Raw genomic sequence first — 18,485 nt, 5'->3', positions numbered from 1 at the left:
TGCCCTGCGGGTTAGCTAAACTGATCCCATGACAGATCTTTCCACCTTGCGCTTCTTCAGAACGCCGGCCCATGCCTGCAGTTATCTGGAGGATCGTCAGGCCTCAACCCTGTTCGTGGACCCCCAGGCCACCCTGTCACCAGCGCTCTACAGCGAATTGAGCCTGCTGGGGTTTCGCCGTAGCGGCGATTATCTGTATCGCCCACACTGCGAGGATTGTGCCGCCTGTATCCCGGCCAGGGTACGGGTCAGTGAGTTCAAGCCACGCCGCCGCCACCGCCGCATCCGCAGACTCAATGAGGATCTGGTGGTAAGCCGTGAACCGGCTCGCTTTACCCGGGAGCTCTACACTCTCTATGCCGACTACATCAACCAGCGCCATGGCGATGGCGACATGTACCCCCCCTCCGAAGAGCAGTTCACCAACTTCCTGACCTGTGACTGGGCCGACACCCACTTCTACTGTTTCAGGGAACAAGGCAAACTGCGCGCCGTTGCGGTGACCGATCAGCTGCAGGATGGCCTTTCCGCGGTGTATACCTTCTTCGATGCCAGCTGTCACGAACGCGGCCTGGGCGTCATGGCTCTGCTCTGGCAGATAGAGCAATGCCAACGCTTCAATCTCCCCTACCTCTATCTCGGCTACTGGATCGATCAGTGCCAGAAAATGAGCTACAAGAACCAATACCAGCCCCTGGAGATCCTCCGAAGTGGCGCGTGGAAAGACCATTCCGAACAGGGCGATTAAGCCCTTTTCCAGCCAATGCACAACAGGTTTTGCAGCCGGCCCGCTTTTACGGCACAATTGCGCCCTCGCTTATAGCCGGTAACCCAAGGTATTCGTTGGATGGCGAAAGAAGAACAGATTGAACTCGAAGGTGTGATCGTTGAAACCCTGCCAAACACGATGTTTCGTGTGAAGCTGGACAATGGTCATGTGATCACTGCCCATATCTCCGGGAAGATGCGCAAGTTCTATATCCGCATTCTCACCGGTGACCGGGTGAAAGTGGAAATGTCCCCATACGATCTGACCAAGGGTCGTATTACTTTCCGCATGAAATAATTCAAGAAGCAGTTATTAATTAATAGTTAATAACTAAAAAATACCCCCGTCTCTCTCGAGCCGGGGGTATTTTTGTTTCCGGTTTTGGTTATTCATTGACCTACGCCGGCTCTGGCTCCGCAGACTTGACCGTGACAGACAGCTGTCCATCCTTCTCGGACACATCCACCTGACCACCCTGCTCTGACAGCTCACCAAACAACAGCTTCTCCGCAAGCGGTTTCTTGAGCTGCTCCTGAATCAGGCGAGCCATGGGCCGGGCACCCATATCCTTGTCATAGCCCTTCTCGGCCAGCCAGCTCCGGGCAGAATCATCCACGTGCAGGACGACACCTTTCTCGTCGAGCTGTGCCTGCAGCTCTACCAGGAACTTGTCGACCACACCGAGAATAACCTCACTGGTAAGCGGCGCGAACTGCACAGTGCCGTCCAGCCGGTTGCGGAACTCGGGGGTAAAGACCTTTTTGAGCATCTCCATCCCGTCGGTGCTGTTGTCCTGCTCGGTAAAGCCAATGGAGCGCTTGTTCAGCACCTCTGCACCCGCATTGGTGGTCATGATCAGGATCACATTGCGGAAATCTGCCTTACGTCCGTTATTGTCCGTCAACGTCGCGTTGTCCATCACCTGAAGGAGAATATTGAACACCTCCGGATGCGCTTTTTCGATCTCATCGAGTAACAACACACAATGTGGTGTCTTGGTGATCGCCTCCGTCAGCAGACCACCCTGGTCATAACCCACGTAGCCCGGAGGTGCGCCAATCAAGCGACTGACCGTATGACGTTCCATATATTCGGACATATCGAAACGAACCAGTTCAACACCCAGGGCGCGAGCCAGCTGACGACTGACTTCTGTCTTGCCGACCCCGGTGGGACCAGCAAACATGAAGCTGCCAATGGGCTTGTTCTCACCCTTGAGGCCTGCGCGCGACAACTTGATGGCTGCCGAGATGGTGTCGATGGCCTCGTCCTGACCAAACACGGTCATCTTCAGGTCCCGCTCCAGATTACGGAGCAGTTCCTTGTCGGAAGAGGACACCTGCTTCGGAGGAATACGGGCAATCTTGGCCACCATGTCTTCCACGTCAGACTCTTCAATGGTGTGCTTGCGCTGATCTTCAGGGCGCAGGCGCTGCCAGGCCCCGACTTCATCAATCACATCGATGGCCTTGTCCGGCAGGTAGCGATCGTTGATATAGCGCGCACTGAGTTCAGCCGCGGCTTTCAGGGCCATATCGCTGTAAACCACATCATGGTGCTTCTCGAAGCGGGATTTGAGTCCCTTGAGAATGCCCACGGTATCTTCCACAGACGGCTCCACCACATCGATCTTTTGGAAACGGCGTGACAAGGCGCGATCCTTCTCGAATACGCCACGGTATTCCTGGAAAGTCGTTGAGCCCATGCACTTCAGCTCGCCATTTGCCAGCAGCGGCTTGAGCAGGTTGGAGGCATCCATAACGCCTCCGGAAGCAGCGCCAGCACCAATGATGGTGTGGATCTCATCAATAAAGAGAATCGCATTGGGTTCTTTCTTGAGATCAGCCAGCAACGTCTTGAGGCGCTTCTCGAAATCGCCCCGATACTTGGTACCTGCCAGCAAGGCACCGAGATCCAGAGAATAGACGGTGGCGTCCAGCAATGGCTCAGGCACGCTCCCTTCCACAATCATTCTCGCCAGCCCTTCTGCGATGGCGGTCTTGCCGACACCGGGCTCGCCCACCAGCAGCGGGTTGTTCTTGCGGCGTCGACAGAGAATCTGTGCCGCTCGCTCGATTTCGAAGGCACGCCCAACCAGCGGATCGATACGGTCTTCCCGGGCCAGTTCATTCAGGTTGGCCGCATAGTTCTCCAGTGCGGACGCCTGGCCGGCACTCTCGGCGCCCTCCATTTCCTGCTCCACATCCGGAGCCTGGGTAGAAGAGTCCTGCAATTGGGAGATGCCGTGGGCAATGAAGTTCACCACATCCAGACGATGGATATCCTGGCAATTCAGGAAATACACCGCCTGGCTTTCCTGTTCGTTGAAAATTGCCACCAGCACATTGGCGCCGGTGACCTCCTTCTTGCCGGAAGACTGGACACTGAATACCGCCCGCTGCAAAACCCTCTGGAAGCCCAGGGTGGGCTGGGTGTCGCGCTCCGGGTCGCTCTCCGGCAGCAAGGGGGTGGAATCCTCGATAAACTGGCTCAGTGAATCCCGCAGGTCATCCAGGTCCGCGCCACAGGCGCGCAGCACTTCTACGGCTGCCTCGTTTTCCAGTAATGCCAGCAGCAGATGCTCTACGGTCATGAACTCATGACGGTGAGTACGTGCATGGCGGAACGCTTCGTTCAGCGTGATTTCCAGTTCTTTACTGAGCATAAGGCTACCTCACTGCCAGTACCCGGATCAGGCCTCGTCGACCTGACACATCAGCGGATGCTGATTCTCGCGGGCATATTCAACCACCTGAGTGGCCTTGGTTTCGGCGATATCCCGGGGGAAAACCCCGCAGACAGCCTTTCCTTCCGTATGAACCGCCAGCATGACCCGAGTGGCCTGCTCCCGCCCCATATTGAAGAAGTCCTCAAGCACCTCCACCACGAAATCCATCGGGGTGTAGTCATCATTGAGCATCCACACCTTGTACATGGAGGGTTGCTTGAGTTTGGGTTTGGCCTCCTCGACGGCCAGGTCTCCTGGGCGATCCGGTTCCGAGGGTGAATCCGATGGCCCTGAGACTATCGGGCCGTTCAGTTGATTCATGTCCGGGTGCCACTGATATTGCCAATTCATATGTCGTTAAACCGTTGTAACCCTGCCGGCGTCAACAGGCAATGATGAAATGATGGGCGGTCATCCTTTTTTCAAGCCCCCGCGACCATTGATTTGGCACGGGGTTGACACCCTGCGACGCATGTTTAAAAGTTGCACAATACCTTGCTGTCATTTTTCATGACCAGGTAACCAGTGTAACGCAGCGGACACCGTTGAATAAAAAGAAACGAAAAGCCAGAGAGGCTACTGAACCACGCCCTGCGTGCTCAGCAGCATCCGGCAAGGCTTTTCAAGCCATTGGATAGGCAGAGGGAAGGACCATGGCAACGGGAAGAGTAAAGTGGTTTAACAACGCCAAAGGGTACGGATTCGTTAGACCAGATGAAGGAGGCGAAGACCTCTTCGTTCATTATTCCTACATCCAGATGGACGGCTACAAAAGCCTCAAGGCCGGCCAACCGGTAGAGTATGAAGTTCAGCCTGCCAACAAGGGGTTCCATGCAGTGAATCTCCGTGCAAACGGCGACGCCAGCAACGAAGTCGACGAAGAGGCCCAGCCCTCCCTTCAAAACGAACAAGGCGCCGCCGAGTAACCCCGCGGCGCCTGGTACTCGCTTTGCGTAAATGGGTGTCTGTCAGACACCCATATGCGCTACCACGGCATCGCCAAATTCGGAGCACTTCAACAAGGTGGCATCCGGCATCAGGCGCTCGAAGTCGTAAGTCACTGTCTTGGCAGCAATCGCACCCTCCATCCCCCTGACAATCAAGTCTGCGGCATCCATCCAGCCCATATGGCGGAGCATCATCTCCGCGGACAGGATTAGTGATCCCGGGTTCACCTTGTCCTGTCCGGCGTACTTGGGCGCGGTGCCGTGGGTGGCTTCAAACAGGGACACAGAGCCGCCGATATTGGCACCGGGTGCAATCCCGATCCCCCCGACTTCCGCCGCCAGCGCATCTGAAATGTAATCGCCATTGAGGTTCAGGGTGGCGATGACACTGTAGTCGGCTGGTCGCATCAAAATCTGCTGCAGGAAGGCGTCGGCGATGACATCCTTGATGATAATTTCACGACCGGTATTGGGGTTTTTCATGGTCATCCACGGGCCGCCGTCCAGCAACTGCGCCCCAAAGCGTTCGGCAGCCAGCTCATAGCCCCAATCCTTGAAGGCCCCCTCAGTGAACTTCATGATATTACCCTTGTGTACCAGGGTGACCGAATCCTTGTCATTGTCGATGGCATACTGAATCGCCTTGCGGACCAGGCGCTGCGTCCCCTCACGGGACACCGGTTTGATGCCAATACCGCAGCCTTCTGGAAAGCGAATCTGGGTAACCCCCATTTCCTCGCGCAGAAAACGAATCAGTTTGGTAGCTTCCGGGCTGTCAGCCTCCCACTCGATACCCGCATAGATATCCTCGGAGTTCTCCCTGAAGATGATCATGTCTGTGAGTTCGGGGTGAGTAACCGGGCTGGGCACCCCTTCAAACCATCTCACCGGGCGCATACAGGTATAGAGGTCAAGCTCCTGCCGAAGCGCCACGTTCAGGGAGCGGATACCGCCGCCAACCGGTGTGGTCAACGGGCCTTTAATACCCACGGCGAACTCTCGCATGGCCTCCAGCGTTTCTTCCGGTAACCATTGGTCAGGCCCGTAGACGACGGTGGATTTCTCGCCGGCGTAGATTTCCATCCATGCAATGGCGCGCTTGCTGCCGTAGGCTTTTTCGACAGCAGCATCAACGACTTTGATCATCACCGGCGAAATATCCACACCAATACCGTCCCCTTCGATATAGGGAACGATCGGATGGTTGGGGACATTCAGGGAAAGGTCTGCATTGACCGTGATTTTGTCACCGTCTGCAGGCACCGAAATCTTTTGGTATCCCATCTACACTACTCCCTCTGCATAAAAGCGCGCTCAACGTATACGTTGAGTATAGCACCAGCCCCGGTCTTGGCCAGATGCCGGCTCGCTCTACTCACCAAGGGTAGAGTCCACTTTGAGAAGCGCCGGTTTGTTGCAGAAAGCCCCGCCCCTGTTCAGACACCAGAAACAAAAAAACCGGCTCTCGCCGGTTTTTTGCTTTCCTGTAAGGCTGCGTCTTAGAGCTTGTCCAGGATTCCGTTGAACGTGGCACTGGGACGCATGGCAGCTGAGGCCTTGCTGAAATCCGGATTGTAATAACCGCCGATGTCAGCAGGTGAACCCTGTACCGCAACCATCTCCTTGACGATCTGGTCTTCATTCTCGGTAAGTGAAGAGGCGATAGCTGTGAACTTCTCTTTTAGCTCAGCATCGTCGTTCTGCGCGGCCAGGGCCTGGGCCCAGTACATGGCCACGTAGAAGTGACTGACCCGGTTATCCGGCTCCCCCACCTTCCGCGACGGTGACTTGTTCTGTTCAAGATACTGCTCATTGGCCTTATCCAACGCCGCAGCAATCACTCTGGCTTTGGCATTGCCGTACTTCTCGCCGAGCTCCTCGATGGAAACGGCCAGGGCCAGAAACTCACCCAGGGAATCCCAGCGCAGGTGATTCTCTTCAAGGAATTGCTGCACATGCTTGGGCGCAGAACCACCGGCACCCGTTTCATAAAGGCCGCCACCCGCCATTAACGGCACGATGGAGAGCATCTTCGCACTGGTGCCCAGTTCCAGAATCGGGAACAGGTCAGTCAGATAGTCACGCAGTACATTACCCGTTACCGAGATGGTGTCTTTGCCGCGAATCATACGCTCCATGGTGTAGCGAATAGCCTGCACCGGCGACATGATGCGGATATCGAGTCCATCTGTATCGTGGTCCTTGAGGTATTTACGTACCTTGAGGATAAGCTGGGCGTCGTGAGCACGCTCTTTATCCAGCCAGAAAATGGCCGGGGTTCCACTCTGACGGGCACGGGTAACCGCCAGTTTCACCCAATCACGAATCGGCAGGTCTTTGGCCTGGCACATGCGCCAGATATCTCCCTGCTCCACCTCGTGGCTCAGCAGCACCTCGCCATCGTCACGAACGATGCGCATGGTACCGGCAGCCTTGACTTCGAAGGTCTTGTCGTGGGAACCGTATTCCTCGGCTTTCTGCGCCATCAGACCCACATTGGGCACGGAACCACAGGTGACCGGATCAAAGGCACCGTGGGTTTTGCAGAAGTTGATCACTTCCTGATAGATGGTGGCGTAGGTGCTTTCAGGAATAACCGCCTTGGTGTCCTTGAGCTTGCCGTCTGCGCCGTACATCTTGCCGCCCTGGCGAATCATGGCCGGCATGGAAGCATCAACAATCACATCAGAGGGCACATGCAGGTTGGAAATACCGCGGTCGGAATCCACCATGGCCAGCTCGGGACGGTGCAGGTAGCAGGCCCGGATCGTGGATTCGATTTCCAGACGCTGGGAGATGGGTAGTTCTTCTATCTTCTGGTAGATGTGGCTCAAGCCGTTATTCGGGTTGGCACCGATTTCTTCCAGAGTCTCGCCATGCTTGTCGAAAAGCTCCTTGTAGAAGCGTCGAACCGCATAACCAAACACGATGGGATGGGATACCTTCATCATGGTGGCTTTGACATGCAGGGAGAAAAGAATGCCGGTGTTCTTGGCATCTTCAATCTGCTCGTCAAAGAAGTCGCAAAGCGCTTGCTTGCTCATGTACATGGCATCAATCACTTCGCCGTCCAGAAGCGGCAGCTCTGGCTTCATGATAATGATTTTGCCGTTTTTATCCTCAAGCTCGATGCGAACCTTACAGGCCTGGTCAACCGTGGTGGAGGTCTCGTGGGAGAAGAAATCACCGCCCCGCATATGCGCCACATGGGTACGGGAAGCCTGGCTCCAGTACCCCATGCTATGGGGGTTCTTGCGTGCGTAATTTTTTACGGCAATCGGGGCGCGACGGTCTGAGTTACCCTCGCGAAGCACCGGATTCACTGCAGAGCCAAGAATTTTCGCGTAGCGGGACTGAATATCCTCTTCTTCTTCGCTCTTGGGCTCATCAGGGTATTCAGGAACGTTGTAGCCGTGTTCGTTCAATTCAGCGATCGCTTCCCGCAATTGGGGGATAGAAGCACTGATATTGGGAAGCTTGATGATGTTGGCTTCGGGATCCTGTGTCAGATTGCCGAGCTCCAGCAAGGTGTCATTCACCTTTTGCTCATCAGTCAGGTAGTCAGGAAAACTGGCCAGGATGCGTGCAGCCAGTGAAATATCGCTGCTTTCTACTTCAATTCCAGCGATGGAAGTGAACTTCTCAATAATGGGCAAAAAAGAATAGGTCGCCAGCGCTGGCGCCTCGTCCGTCATTGTATAAATAATTTTTGGCGTGCTCATAGAATTACAGGTCCCAATTGTATTGGCAGTGCTTCCCGCGTGACATGAGTCGGCTTTTGACCGTCAGATCAGCGGGTCTAAAGGAGTGCTCCCTCCGAATAAACCGTATTCTGCGTGGGTTGGCGAGTATAGCACTGACCGTTTAGCCTTGTTAGCGTAGCGGGCCAGTAACACGACTCATTCTATCAATCAGGCCCATCAGGATTGTCAGTTCCCATGGCGAAATTGATCTTGTTAAACAAACCTTTTCAGGTTCTATCCCAGTTTCAGGATGATCAGGGTCGTCGAACGCTGCGCGAGTTCATTCCGGTTCCTGGTGTCTATCCGGCAGGCCGGCTGGACTGGGATTCTGAGGGCTTGCTGTTGCTGACAGATGACGGAGGCCTTCAGGCGCGCATCAGCAGCCCGCGTTTCCATCTGCCCAAAACCTACCTGGTGCAGGTGGAAGGCCAACCCGGGGACCGGGATCTGCAAAAATTACGCCAGGGGATTACCCTCAAGGATGGCCCCACCAGGCCAGCACAGGTTCAGCGGATTGACGCGCCCTCATTATGGCCGAGAAATCCACCTGTACGTTCCCGCAAAACGGTATCCGATAGCTGGCTGAAACTCACCATAGACGAAGGTCGAAACCGTCAGGTCCGACGCATGACGGCAGCTATTGGCTTCCCTACCCTGCGCCTTGTGCGCTGGCAAATCGGGGACTGGAAAGTGGAGGGACTATCCCCGGGAGAGTGGCAGACTACCGAGGTTCATGCTCCAGCCCGCCGCAAAGCCAGGACGCGGCCGCAAGGGCGTCGCGCTCGCGGGCCTCGACCCAGTGCCAGCGACCGTCGATAAGCTCCTTCTTCCAGAACGGCGCCCGGGTTTTCAGCACATCCATGATAAACGCGCAGGCCTCAAAAGCCGCCTGCCGGTGCTGGGCGCTAACGGCCACCTGAACGATCTCGTCTCCAAGCTGCATGGTACCAACCCTGTGCACCACCCAGGCACCATTTATGTGCCACCGCTGCTCCGCATGCTCGATGATGGTGCCCAGCAGCCGCTCTGTCATACCCGGATAATGCTCAAGATGCAGAGCTTCCACACGGCCGTCTTCATCGCGCACATGACCGGAGAACTGCACAATGGCACCACTAATGCCCTGATCATGGAGCCATTTCTGCGGCGCACAGCTATCCAGCGTGACATCCTGAACGGCGCAATGCGCTTTCATCCGCCGGTCACCGGCGGAAACAGTGCCACCACATCACCGTCTACAATGTCAGTGTCTTCAGTGGCCAGCACCTCATTGACTGCCACCATGCGGCATGGCGTCGCCGCAAAGGCTCTTGCCAGTGCGGTATCACTATCTTCCAACCAGACCACCAGCTCCCCCACGGTGCTGACACCGGCGGGTAATGTCAGCTCCAGCAAGTCCCGCCCCGCCCGCTCTCTCAAGGCTGCAAACAAACGCACTTGAATCATGTTACTACCCTTTCATTCGCCAGCCTGGTCGGCAGCTCTTCGGTAATGGCCACTTCTGCCCCCTGCTTTCTCAAGAAGACAGACGTTTTCAATAACCATGCCGCGGTCCACCGCCTTGCACATGTCATACAAAGTCAGGGCGGCAACGGATGCGCCCGTCAGGGCTTCCATCTCTACGCCGGTGGTACCACTGAGTTTGCAGAGAACCTCGATCCGCAGGGCATCTTCCCCGTCCGCCTCGATCTGTACATTCACCCGGGTAAGCAGTAGCGGATGGCAAAGCGGAATCAGGTCCCAGGTCTTTTTGGCGGCCTGAATACCCGCAATCCGCGCAGTGGCCAGGACGTCACCCTTGGGATGGCGTTGATCCACAATCATTGCCAGTGTCTCCGGCTGCATGCGCACCCTGGCCTCGGCCACCGCTACGCGCTGGGTAACGGCCTTCTCTGTGACATCCACCATCTGGGCCTGCCCGCGAGCATCCAGATGGGTAAAGCTATCCTCTGACATCCTCAATCCCCGGCCTGTTGTCGAAGCGCAGCCTGCGCTACCATTCCCGCCTTTCCATACAGCATCGTGCCTGATTCTGTTTGCACAGGCACCCGTATTGGCAGAATCGCTATGAACAGCTTTGAACCGCACATTACTGTGGCCTGCGTAGTGGAACAAGACGGCCGATTTCTCTTTGTGCGCGAAATGAGCAAGGGGCAGGAAGTCATCAACCAGCCTGCCGGCCATGCCGAATTCGGTGAAACCCTGATGCAGGCGGCCTACCGGGAAACCCTGGAAGAAACCGCCTGGCAGGTGGAGATCACTGACCTGCTTGGGTGGTACATTTTCCAGCCCCACATAGGCGGCGGCGTATATTACCGCACCTGCTTTGTGGCCCGCCCGGTGAGTCATGACCCCCGGCAGAAACTGGACACCGGCATCCTGGAAGCCATGTGGCTGACCCCGGATGAGTTTCGTGCCCAGCGAGACAGGCATCGTAGCGCTCTGGTGGAACGTTGTCTGGACGACTACCTGTCCGGCCGCCGTCTGCCCCTGGATACCATTTATCAGCATCCCTGGCCGCTGCAGCGCGGCTAACGGTCATAGGCAGTAGCATGAAGAAAGCTCCACAAGATACCCGCGTCATTGTCGGCATGTCCGGCGGTGTGGATTCCTCAGTGGCCGCCGCCCGGCTGATTGATGCCGGTTACCAGGTGGAAGGCCTGTTCATGAAGAACTGGAATGAGGACGACGGCACGGAATACTGCACCGCCCGCGAAGACCTGCTGGATGCCATGCAGGTGTCCGGGGTGCTGGGAATTGAACTGCATACGGCCAACTTTGCCAGCGAGTACTGGGACCGGGTGTTCGAGCATTTCCTGGAAGAATACCGTGCCGGCCGCACCCCGAATCCCGACATCCTCTGCAACAAGGAAATCAAGTTTCAGGCCTTTCTGGACCATGCCATCACTCTGGGCGCCGACTATATCGCCACCGGCCACTACGCCCAGGTAGACCACAATGGCCCGGCAAAATTGGTCCGTGCCGTGGATACCAACAAGGACCAGACCTATTTCCTGCACGCCGTGGACTACCGCAAGTTTGACCAGACCCTGTTTCCACTGGGTGACCTGGAAAAGCCTGAGGTGCGCCGTATCGCGGAAGAAAAGGGCTTTGCCAATCACAAGAAAAAGGATTCCACCGGCATCTGCTTCATCGGTGAGCGGCGCTTCAAGGACTTCCTTGAGCAATACCTGCCGGCCCAGCCAGGCAGAATCGAGGACGACCATGGTAATGACATCGGTCAGCATGATGGCCTGATGTACTACACGCTGGGGCAACGTCAGGGACTGGGTATCGGTGGCCGTGCGGATGCCGGTGACGCCCCCTGGTACGTGGCAGGCAAGGATCTGGACCGCAATGTGCTGGTTGCCGTACAGGGCACAGACCACCCGCTGCTCTACAGTCGCGAGCTGACCAGTGCGCCGATGCAGTGGGTAGCGCTTGAGCCACCCACCTTGCCGGCCAGGCTTACCGCCAAGACCCGGTACCGGCAGCCTGACCAGGCCTGCACTGTCAGCGATGCCGGTGATGGCCGTGTTCATGTGCTGTTCGACGAGCCCCAACGCGCCGTCACCCCCGGGCAATCCGTCGTGTTCTATGATGGCCCCGTCTGTCTGGGCGGTGCCCCGATCCAGCATACCCGGTAACACAGCCAAGGAAACTTGTATGAGCGAGCGTTTCACACCTGAGCAACAACAGGTTCTGGCACTGGCTGCCGTATTTCAGGCTGCCCAATTGGCCGACGACATTGCCCTGCGTGGAGATTGTGCCCCCCACGCCTTACGGGCGTTGATCGAAGGGGTCATGGCCCTGGATGCAGACAGCTTTGACAGTATCTACCCGCAACCCGAGCTGTTGCGCGAAGGCATGTCTCTGCTGGAGCTGAGCCTCAATCGCAGCAGTGGTGGCGCCTCGCTGCGCCCGCTCAACTATGGGCTGGCCCTGCTGCACCTGGCTGCCAAGCTGGCCAAAAACCCGGACACCACCAACATCCTCCGCCACCGGCTTATGGCGCTCAATGGACAACAGGCCCACTTCAGCGATGTGGCTGACGATGCCTTCTGCCACCGCCTGGCCAGCATCTATGTGGACACCCTGGGCACCTTTCGCTTTCGCATTCAGGTTAAAGGCGAGCCGGCTCATCTCCAGGACGACGACAAGGCCGCCCGGATCCGTGCCCTGTTCCTGGCCGGCGTCCGGGCCGCCTTCCTGTGGCAACAACTAGGCGGCAAGCGCTGGCACTTGCTGTTCAAACGAAAGCAGATCATTTCAGCAATGGAGTCTATTAATTTCAAATAGTTAAAAGCTTTTCTTAAACCAATTTATATCTGCAAGATCGCTCTGCAACGCCACGACAGGAGCGTAACGAATACCCGCACCAGAAAGGTGAAGAAACCGGTTTCGGGTCACGGCAAACGGCCATCCGTAATCAAATCCCTGAGGCCGGCAAGGTTTAGGCGTTTGCCTTTCACTACTCGCCACTCAGCACCCGGCACTTTTCGCACAAAAAAGGCCCGGATTTAGACCTGAAGACAGGCTTCTGTACCGATGGCGCGGCCAGGCCAGTCTGGCCCACAATCAACCACGCACCCCCTGCATTTTTGCTGTATCATTGCGCCGCTTTGAAACCTTACTTGGATGATCCCGGGAGCCTGACACATGTCCAGCCTGACCACGCTTACCGCCATTTCACCGGTCGACGGCCGCTATGCCGGCAAAGTCGATGCCCTGCGTAATACCACCAGTGAATACGGTCTGATCCGCTTCCGCGTCCATGTGGAAGTCAGCTGGCTGGAACAGCTTGCCCACGACAAGAGCATCCCCGAGGTTCCGCTGATGAGCGGTCAGGCGGCCTGGCACCTGCGCGGCATTACCCGCGACTTTGAAGCCAAACATGCCGAGCGCATCAAGGAAATCGAAGCCACCACCAACCACGACGTGAAAGCGGTGGAGTACTTCATCAAGGAACAGATGGCCGAGCACAAGGAGCTGGCCGGCATGAGTGAGTTCGTTCACTTCGCCTGTACCAGCGAGGACATCAACAACCTGTCCTACTCTTTGATGCTCAAGGAAGCCCGGGAGCTGCTGCTGCCGAAGATGGATCAGGTGATCAGTGCCATCCGTCGTCAGGCCCATAGTCTGGCGGATCAGCCCATGCTCTCCCGCACCCACGGCCAATCTGCCTCCCCCACCACTGTAGGCAAGGAAATGGCCAACGTGGTAGCCCGCTTGCAGCGTCAGCGTGACCAGTTTGCCGCGGTGGAACTGCTTGGCAAGATCAACGGTGCGGTGGGCAATTATAACGCCCACCTGTCGGCCTACCCGAACGTGGACTGGGAAAACTTCGCCCGCCGCTTCGTGGAAGGCCTGGGCCTGACCTTTAACCCGTTCACCACCCAGATTGAGCCCCACGACTGTGTGGCCGAATACTTCCACGCCCTGATGCGTTTCAACACTGTGCTGCTGGACTTTGATCGCGACGTGTGGGGCTACATTTCCCTGGGGTACTTCAAGCAGAAGACCGTGGAAGGCGAAGTGGGCTCCTCCACCATGCCGCACAAGGTCAACCCCATCGACTTCGAAAATTCCGAGGGCAACCTGGGCCTGGCCAACGCCATCATGGACCATCTGGCAGCCAAGCTGCCGGTCTCCCGCTGGCAGCGTGACCTGACCGACTCCACGGTGCTGCGAAATGTGGGCGTAGGCCTGGCACACAGCCTGATTGCTTTCGAGGCCAGCCTCAAAGGGATCGGCAAGCTGGAAGTGAACAAGGCTCGACTGGACGCGGATCTGGATGCCGCCTGGGAAGTACTGGCCGAGCCAATCCAGACGGTCATGCGTCGCTATGGTATCGAAAAGCCTTACGAGAAGCTCAAGGCCCTGACCCGCGGCAAGGACGGCATCAACCAGGAAACCCTGACTGCCTTCATCAACGACCTGGCTATTCCTGACGACGCCAAGGAATTGCTGCTGGCCATGACCCCGGCCACCTACGTGGGTAGCGCCGCGAGCCAGGCCCGTAATATCTAAACGCCACAAGACAGGGGCAGCTACGCTGCCCCTTACCGGCGAGACTCCCTATGCCCACTTCCCTGCCCCATTTCCAGCTGCCCTTATCCGCCGCCGACTTTCTTCGCCAGTACTGGCAGAAAGCCCCGCTGTTCATGCCCGGCGCCGCCGGAGGACTGGACAGCCCTGATGCGGACACACTGGCCGGTCTGGCGCTGGAAGATGGCGTGGAGGCACGCATCATTCAGGGCGCGGGTAACGGCCCCTGGACCCTGACGCAGGGCCCGCTGGAAGAGAATATCTTCAGTGAAGTCGGCGAGGAGAACTGGACGTTGCTGGTCCAGTCTGTGGACCATTTCCTGACAGAAAGCTCCCTGCTTCTCGACAGCTTTAACTTCCTGCCAGGCTGGCGGCTCGAAGACATCATGATGAGCTATGCCACCAAGGGCGGCAGTGTGGGCCCGCATTTTGACCGCTATGACGTTTTTCTGGTTCAGGCCAGTGGTACCCGCCGCTGGCAGATTGGCGATCTCTGCGACGACCACAGCCCCCGCCAGCCACACCCTGATCTGAAGTTGCTGGCGGAGATGAATGTCCAGAAGGAATTCATCGCCCAACCCGGTGACGTCCTCTACCTGCCCCCTGGCGTTGCACACCATGGCGTGGCCGAAGACAGTGATTGCATTACCTGGTCCGTGGGCTTTCGCGCCCCGGATTACCAGATCCTGATGGCCGAAATCGCCGGTGAATGTCTGGCTGAGGCCGACAGCATGCTGTTCAGTGACCCGCAGCGCACACCGACGAACAACCCCGCCATTCTTTCGGATGCTGATCGTCAGCAACTGATCCGCGGCGCCCTTGATCTGCTCAACCCCGAGGCCATCGAGAAGGCAGTTTATCGCTGGCTCTCCACCCCTCGGCAGGATGGCCTTGAATTTGCCGTGGATGACCACCATATTCGCATCCGCGATCCTGAAATCGCGCTGGTTCGCCATGGTAGTACTCGCCTGTTGATGCAGGGCAACCGGGTATGGCTGAACGGTGAAGCCCATGCGCTTACAGAACAACAACGTCCGCTGGTGCAGCTTTTGGCCAGCCAACGACGCTACACCCATAACGAGCTGGAAGCGGTCATGTCAGAAACCGCCCAGGAATTGCTTCATGAATGGATTGAACAGGGCTTCTTCGCCCCGCTATAACGAGAACCCCATGGCTATCAGCATCATCGAAACCCGCTGGGACGAGCATGAAGCAGCGCTGCGCGCGCTTCGCCAGCAGGTTTTCATTGACGAACAACATGTCCCTGAAGAGCTGGAGTGGGATGGCGAAGACAAGGACGCTGTCCATTTCCTCGCCATGGACGCAGAAAAGAATCCGATTGGCTGCATTCGGCTGCTCCCTACCGGGCAGATCAGCCGCCTTTGCGTGCTGTCAGAGCAGCGCAACAACGGCGTAGGCAGCTCCCTGCTGGTGGCCGCCGAGGAAGCCGCACGCGCCAAAAGCATGGAAGAAATCTTCCTGCATGCCCAGACCCACGCTACCAGCTTCTATGAATCTGCAGGATTCTCCGTCTCGGGCGGCATCTTCATGGATGCCAACATCCCTCACCGTCAGATGTTCAAACCGTTACTCTGATCGGCATGCCGTTCGAGATAGGCAAGAATGAAACGCTACTCTCGGTGAAGCACAGTGAAGCCAGCCAGGCGCTGGCTTTACTGATCAGGGCCTCTCGGCGCTCCCTGTGGCTGCGAGTGCCGTTGCTCGACCCCCTGACCGCCGACTCGGCGGTTTGCGACGCCATCAAATCTCTCGCCCTCTCCAGCCAACGGGTTGATATCCGCGTCCTGTTTGACGACCAGGAAGCCGCAATCCGTGACGGTCATCGCCTGATTCACCTCGCGCGCCGCCTCCCTTCACGCCTGCAGCTACGGCAAAGTCAGGACGACGATCGGGATCCTCAAGCCTGTTTCGGCATCGGTGACGGCACCGGACTGTTCGAAGCGAAAGGCTGGCCCCGTCCGGTGCGCATTCACCTTTGCGGTCATCGCCTGCCACTGGCGCCCAGGCTGGCCCGTGATTTCCAGGCCATATGGGAACGGGGAGGGAGCAATCCGGAATTGCGGGAGTTAAGGCTCTAGGGAAGCGGCGAGCTACTGGCTGCGGCGGAACTCTCTGCTGCGAAAGGGGTTTACCGAGAGGCGAAGCCGGGCAAGTGAGTTGCGAGTTTTGAGTATCGAGTTTCGAAAGGCAAAGGCCAAACCATCACCTCCGGTGGAGGGCTTTCCCAACCGGGAACTCGCCACGTTTGACCAGCCCTTTCGCGCCTCGACAGGCGCTCCTAGAGCTGGAGCAGAGGTTTGCGATAACCGAGCAGCGTCCTTGATTTTTTAACGCCAGAAATCAAACCCGGGACCGTGTCTCGCCCACCAACCTTGCAGGCCCAGCCGCGCCAGTTCACTAAAGCTCAACTAACAACCGCCAATTAACCTGCCCACTCGCCTGATACTTCTCCTCAAAGTCCGTCACCGGCTCCTGCCCTTCCGGCAACGCCTCAATGCTGGCCACATGACCGCTCAGGGCCAGTGCCGCCTGGACTTCCTGAAGGTAGATCGGCCAGTTGCTGCGCAGCTCCAGCTCGCCGCCCAGCGCCAGCACCGCCGGCCAGACCGGGTGACCGTGCCAGCGGCGTTTCAAGTGCGCACTTTTCGGCCAGGGGTTCGGGTAAAGGATCTGATGCCGGGCCAGTTGCCAGCCGGCCTCCACCATCAGTCGCCACAGACCCGCGCAGTCGCTGCGCAGCAACAGCAGGTTATCCGGTAACGGGGCGAAGCGACGCTGCGCTTTTGTCAGCCGGTCGGCAGACTGATCCGCGCCAATCACCAGTGCCTGGGGATTGGCACGCGCCAGATGTACGGAAGACCGTCCGGTGCCGCAGCCACTGTCCAGCATCAGGGGCCGCTCACTCCCCTGCTTTGCGCGCCATTGGCTCGCCTGTGCAAAAGCCTCCCGGTCGTGATCTGCGAACGGTGCCTGCCACGGGTTAGCCAGATGGCGTACCACCACCTTCTCCAGATCCGTATGGACGCCTTCCTGGTTAGACTGAACCGCTCGGCTGTTGGCATACATGGGCAGATTTCTCGCTCGGGAACCGGGCGGCTATTATGCCTGTCAGATCGGATGGATGCAGGTGGAGAGACACCTTTTCGCTCGCTGAAACCCCTGTGCCTGATGTGAAGGCGGGATGGTCGGACGCCTGAGCGTCAGACGCCAAGAGCAACAACCTCTTGCCTTGTATCAGCAAACTGCGCACCTGCCAGATTCTGGTGGCAACCGGTGCTACCGGTTTTCTCTATTTTTACAACAGACGTCTGACGTCCGACCAAATAATTTGAATTCCCACCATAATCCGACAAACTCCATGTCATGACTGCTGTAAGGAAACCCATGGGACGGACACTGTTTTTCCTGCTTTTGATATGCAGCCTGAACGCCTCGGCACAAGACATGAGCCTGCATGTCATTTCCCGGCCAGATGCCGGTGCACTGGTGCCGGTGATTGGCCCGCTGCTACCGGAGGGAGGCACTGTGAATGCCTATCAGGGCAAGCTGATCATCCGCACCACCGACCAGAATTTCCATGAGCTGCAATCGGTACTGGGCGAATTGAACAGCAAACCGAGTTCCGTCATCGTCTACCTGCGCCGGGCCGGCAGCGCCGAGACCTCCCGTTCCGGTGCCGGCATCGATATAGTCCGCCGGCCCGCCCAGACTAGCGCCCGGGTTCATGTGCAGGAGCAACGGGAAAGCCTGCAACGCCAGGATGATTACCGCATTCGCACCCTCAGTGGTTACCCCGCCGGCATCAATCGAGGCACCCTGCTGGCGCTGAGTGGCGGCGACTACGGAACGGTGCTGCACAATCTCGAGCGCGGCATCCAGGTCACGCCCCAGGTCAACACCGATGGCTCGGTTACCCTGCAGATCCAGCAGCGCCATGACCAACCCGGCGGCCCCGGCATCGCCGCCACCCAGCACACCAGCAGCACCCTGCGCCTTCAGCCCGGCCAATGGCAACAGATGGGCGCCATCAATACCGTCAGCCAGGGCAGCCAGCGTGAAATTGGCCAATATCAGACGTCACGGCAGACGGTGTTTTTGCCGATTGAGGTGATGGTGGAAGTGAATGAATAGTTAATAATGAATAATTAATAACTGCGCGAGCAGCTTTGGTCTTTTCTTAAACGCAAGAGGCCGCGCCCAACGATGGGCCCGGCCTCTTTACTTTCAGG

At 57.6% G+C, this 18,485-nt stretch carries 20 protein-coding genes; 12 read left to right on the top strand and 8 right to left on the bottom strand.

Going from position 1 to position 18,485, the window contains the following annotated elements:
- Positions 1–28 precede the first annotated feature (28 nt).
- A complete protein-coding gene (locus tag GQF00_RS02260) occupies positions 29–748 on the top strand; it encodes an arginyltransferase (protein WP_161317532.1) in 720 nt (239 codons plus the stop codon).
- A gap of 99 nt (positions 749–847) precedes the next feature.
- Positions 848–1,066: a translation initiation factor IF-1 gene (infA, locus tag GQF00_RS02255; protein WP_022984063.1), complete on the top strand. Its 219-nt coding sequence runs from the start codon at positions 848–850 to the stop codon at positions 1,064–1,066.
- A 100-nt stretch (positions 1,067–1,166) separates the two neighbouring features.
- Here the strand turns inward: infA and clpA are convergent, their stop codons facing one another.
- Both clpA and clpS read right to left on the bottom strand, forming a co-directional pair.
- Positions 1,167–3,434 (bottom strand): ATP-dependent Clp protease ATP-binding subunit ClpA, encoded by a 2,268-nt coding sequence (gene clpA, locus GQF00_RS02250; RefSeq protein ID WP_161317531.1) that lies wholly within the window; start codon positions 3,432–3,434, stop codon positions 1,167–1,169.
- Between the two features lie 27 nt (positions 3,435–3,461).
- Complete coding sequence (gene clpS / locus GQF00_RS02245) at positions 3,462–3,818, bottom strand: ATP-dependent Clp protease adapter ClpS (protein WP_370519461.1); 357 nt, start codon at positions 3,816–3,818, stop codon at positions 3,462–3,464.
- A gap of 332 nt (positions 3,819–4,150) precedes the next feature.
- Between clpS and GQF00_RS02240 the strand changes: the two genes are divergently transcribed.
- Positions 4,151–4,423 carry a cold-shock protein gene (locus GQF00_RS02240; RefSeq protein ID WP_161317529.1) on the top strand — a complete coding sequence of 91 codons (273 nt, stop codon included), beginning with the start codon at positions 4,151–4,153 and terminating at the stop codon, positions 4,421–4,423.
- A gap of 42 nt (positions 4,424–4,465) precedes the next feature.
- Here the strand turns inward: GQF00_RS02240 and icd are convergent, their stop codons facing one another.
- On the bottom strand, positions 4,466–5,728 hold the full coding sequence (icd, locus tag GQF00_RS02235; protein ID WP_161317528.1) for an NADP-dependent isocitrate dehydrogenase: 1,263 nt from the start codon (positions 5,726–5,728) through the stop codon (positions 4,466–4,468).
- Positions 5,729–5,943: 215 nt separating this feature from the next.
- Positions 5,944–8,166, bottom strand: coding sequence for an NADP-dependent isocitrate dehydrogenase (locus tag GQF00_RS02230; RefSeq protein ID WP_161317527.1), 2,223 nt, complete (start codon positions 8,164–8,166; stop codon positions 5,944–5,946).
- A 216-nt stretch (positions 8,167–8,382) separates the two neighbouring features.
- On the opposite strand from GQF00_RS02230, the gene GQF00_RS02225 reads away from it, so the two are divergent.
- Complete coding sequence (locus GQF00_RS02225) at positions 8,383–9,006, top strand: pseudouridine synthase (RefSeq protein WP_161317526.1); 624 nt, start codon at positions 8,383–8,385, stop codon at positions 9,004–9,006.
- Here GQF00_RS02225 and GQF00_RS02220 read toward each other — a convergent pair.
- Genes GQF00_RS02220 through moaC form a run of 3 tightly spaced genes read right to left on the bottom strand, consistent with a single transcriptional unit; the run spans position 8,909 to position 10,143 of the window.
- On the bottom strand, positions 8,909–9,382 hold the full coding sequence (locus GQF00_RS02220) for a molybdenum cofactor biosynthesis protein MoaE (protein ID WP_161317525.1): 474 nt from the start codon (positions 9,380–9,382) through the stop codon (positions 8,909–8,911). The genes GQF00_RS02225 and GQF00_RS02220 overlap by 98 nt on opposite strands.
- A complete protein-coding gene (gene moaD / locus GQF00_RS02215; RefSeq protein ID WP_161317524.1) occupies positions 9,379–9,633 on the bottom strand; it encodes a molybdopterin converting factor subunit 1 in 255 nt (84 codons plus the stop codon). Before moaD ends, GQF00_RS02220 begins: the two co-directional genes overlap by 4 nt.
- Before the next feature lie 12 nt (positions 9,634–9,645).
- Positions 9,646–10,143: a cyclic pyranopterin monophosphate synthase MoaC gene (gene moaC, locus GQF00_RS02210; protein WP_161317523.1), complete on the bottom strand. Its 498-nt coding sequence runs from the start codon at positions 10,141–10,143 to the stop codon at positions 9,646–9,648.
- A 111-nt stretch (positions 10,144–10,254) separates the two neighbouring features.
- Here moaC and GQF00_RS02205 point away from each other — a divergent pair, with 111 nt between their 5' ends.
- The 7 genes from GQF00_RS02205 (at position 10,255) to GQF00_RS02175 (ending at position 16,334) form a co-directional block, all read left to right on the top strand.
- Entirely contained in the window at positions 10,255–10,722 is a 468-nt protein-coding gene (locus tag GQF00_RS02205) for an NUDIX hydrolase (RefSeq protein WP_161317522.1), read from the top strand.
- A 17-nt stretch (positions 10,723–10,739) separates the two neighbouring features.
- Positions 10,740–11,834, top strand: a complete 1,095-nt coding sequence (mnmA, locus tag GQF00_RS02200) for a tRNA 2-thiouridine(34) synthase MnmA (protein ID WP_161317521.1) — start codon at positions 10,740–10,742, stop codon at positions 11,832–11,834.
- A 19-nt stretch (positions 11,835–11,853) separates the two neighbouring features.
- On the top strand, positions 11,854–12,486 hold the full coding sequence (hflD, locus tag GQF00_RS02195; RefSeq protein WP_161317520.1) for a high frequency lysogenization protein HflD: 633 nt from the start codon (positions 11,854–11,856) through the stop codon (positions 12,484–12,486).
- Positions 12,487–12,846: 360 nt separating this feature from the next.
- Positions 12,847–14,217 carry an adenylosuccinate lyase gene (gene purB / locus GQF00_RS02190; protein WP_161317519.1) on the top strand — a complete coding sequence of 457 codons (1,371 nt, stop codon included), beginning with the start codon at positions 12,847–12,849 and terminating at the stop codon, positions 14,215–14,217.
- Between the two features lie 50 nt (positions 14,218–14,267).
- A complete protein-coding gene (locus GQF00_RS02185) occupies positions 14,268–15,395 on the top strand; it encodes a cupin domain-containing protein (protein WP_161317518.1) in 1,128 nt (375 codons plus the stop codon).
- A complete protein-coding gene (locus GQF00_RS02180; protein ID WP_237440351.1) occupies positions 15,358–15,831 on the top strand; it encodes a GNAT family N-acetyltransferase in 474 nt (157 codons plus the stop codon). Before GQF00_RS02185 ends, GQF00_RS02180 begins: the two co-directional genes overlap by 38 nt.
- 5 nt (positions 15,832–15,836) lie before the next feature.
- Complete coding sequence (locus tag GQF00_RS02175; protein WP_161317517.1) at positions 15,837–16,334, top strand: hypothetical protein; 498 nt, start codon at positions 15,837–15,839, stop codon at positions 16,332–16,334.
- Positions 16,335–16,653: 319 nt separating this feature from the next.
- On the opposite strand, the gene GQF00_RS02170 is transcribed toward GQF00_RS02175, so the two are convergent.
- Positions 16,654–17,322 (bottom strand): tRNA (guanosine(46)-N(7))-methyltransferase TrmB, encoded by a 669-nt coding sequence (locus GQF00_RS02170; protein WP_161317516.1) that lies wholly within the window; start codon positions 17,320–17,322, stop codon positions 16,654–16,656.
- Between the two features lie 318 nt (positions 17,323–17,640).
- Here GQF00_RS02170 and GQF00_RS02165 point away from each other — a divergent pair, with 318 nt between their 5' ends.
- A complete protein-coding gene (locus GQF00_RS02165) occupies positions 17,641–18,387 on the top strand; it encodes a type II and III secretion system protein (RefSeq protein ID WP_161317515.1) in 747 nt (248 codons plus the stop codon).
- Positions 18,388–18,485: the final 98 nt, after the last annotated feature.

The organism is Alcanivorax sp. DP30, assembly GCF_009882945.1.
GTDB lineage: Bacteria > Pseudomonadota > Gammaproteobacteria > Pseudomonadales > Alcanivoracaceae > Alcanivorax.
Note: the sequence above shows the minus strand (reverse complement) of the source record. Positions and strands in the feature narration are given on the sequence as shown.

Coding starts and splice junctions, on each gene's coding strand:
- moaC (WP_161317523.1), bottom strand. CDS start 10,143: ATGTCAGAGGATAGCTTTACCCATCTGGATGCTCGCGGGCAGGCCCAG.
- GQF00_RS02230 (WP_161317527.1), bottom strand. CDS start 8,166: ATGAGCACGCCAAAAATTATTTATACAATGACGGACGAGGCGCCAGCG.
- GQF00_RS02180 (WP_237440351.1), top strand. CDS start 15,358: ATGAATGGATTGAACAGGGCTTCTTCGCCCCGCTATAACGAGAACCCC.
- clpA (WP_161317531.1), bottom strand. CDS start 3,434: ATGCTCAGTAAAGAACTGGAAATCACGCTGAACGAAGCGTTCCGCCAT.
- GQF00_RS02185 (WP_161317518.1), top strand. CDS start 14,268: ATGCCCACTTCCCTGCCCCATTTCCAGCTGCCCTTATCCGCCGCCGAC.
- purB (WP_161317519.1), top strand. CDS start 12,847: ATGTCCAGCCTGACCACGCTTACCGCCATTTCACCGGTCGACGGCCGC.
- GQF00_RS02165 (WP_161317515.1), top strand. CDS start 17,641: ATGGGACGGACACTGTTTTTCCTGCTTTTGATATGCAGCCTGAACGCC.
- GQF00_RS02175 (WP_161317517.1), top strand. CDS start 15,837: ATGCCGTTCGAGATAGGCAAGAATGAAACGCTACTCTCGGTGAAGCAC.
- GQF00_RS02240 (WP_161317529.1), top strand. CDS start 4,151: ATGGCAACGGGAAGAGTAAAGTGGTTTAACAACGCCAAAGGGTACGGA.
- GQF00_RS02220 (WP_161317525.1), bottom strand. CDS start 9,382: ATGAAAGCGCATTGCGCCGTTCAGGATGTCACGCTGGATAGCTGTGCG.
- clpS (WP_370519461.1), bottom strand. CDS start 3,818: ATGAATCAACTGAACGGCCCGATAGTCTCAGGGCCATCGGATTCACCC.
- moaD (WP_161317524.1), bottom strand. CDS start 9,633: ATGATTCAAGTGCGTTTGTTTGCAGCCTTGAGAGAGCGGGCGGGGCGG.
- mnmA (WP_161317521.1), top strand. CDS start 10,740: ATGAAGAAAGCTCCACAAGATACCCGCGTCATTGTCGGCATGTCCGGC.
- icd (WP_161317528.1), bottom strand. CDS start 5,728: ATGGGATACCAAAAGATTTCGGTGCCTGCAGACGGTGACAAAATCACG.
- GQF00_RS02170 (WP_161317516.1), bottom strand. CDS start 17,322: ATGTATGCCAACAGCCGAGCGGTTCAGTCTAACCAGGAAGGCGTCCAT.
- GQF00_RS02225 (WP_161317526.1), top strand. CDS start 8,383: ATGGCGAAATTGATCTTGTTAAACAAACCTTTTCAGGTTCTATCCCAG.
- GQF00_RS02260 (WP_161317532.1), top strand. CDS start 29: ATGACAGATCTTTCCACCTTGCGCTTCTTCAGAACGCCGGCCCATGCC.
- infA (WP_022984063.1), top strand. CDS start 848: ATGGCGAAAGAAGAACAGATTGAACTCGAAGGTGTGATCGTTGAAACC.
- hflD (WP_161317520.1), top strand. CDS start 11,854: ATGAGCGAGCGTTTCACACCTGAGCAACAACAGGTTCTGGCACTGGCT.
- GQF00_RS02205 (WP_161317522.1), top strand. CDS start 10,255: ATGAACAGCTTTGAACCGCACATTACTGTGGCCTGCGTAGTGGAACAA.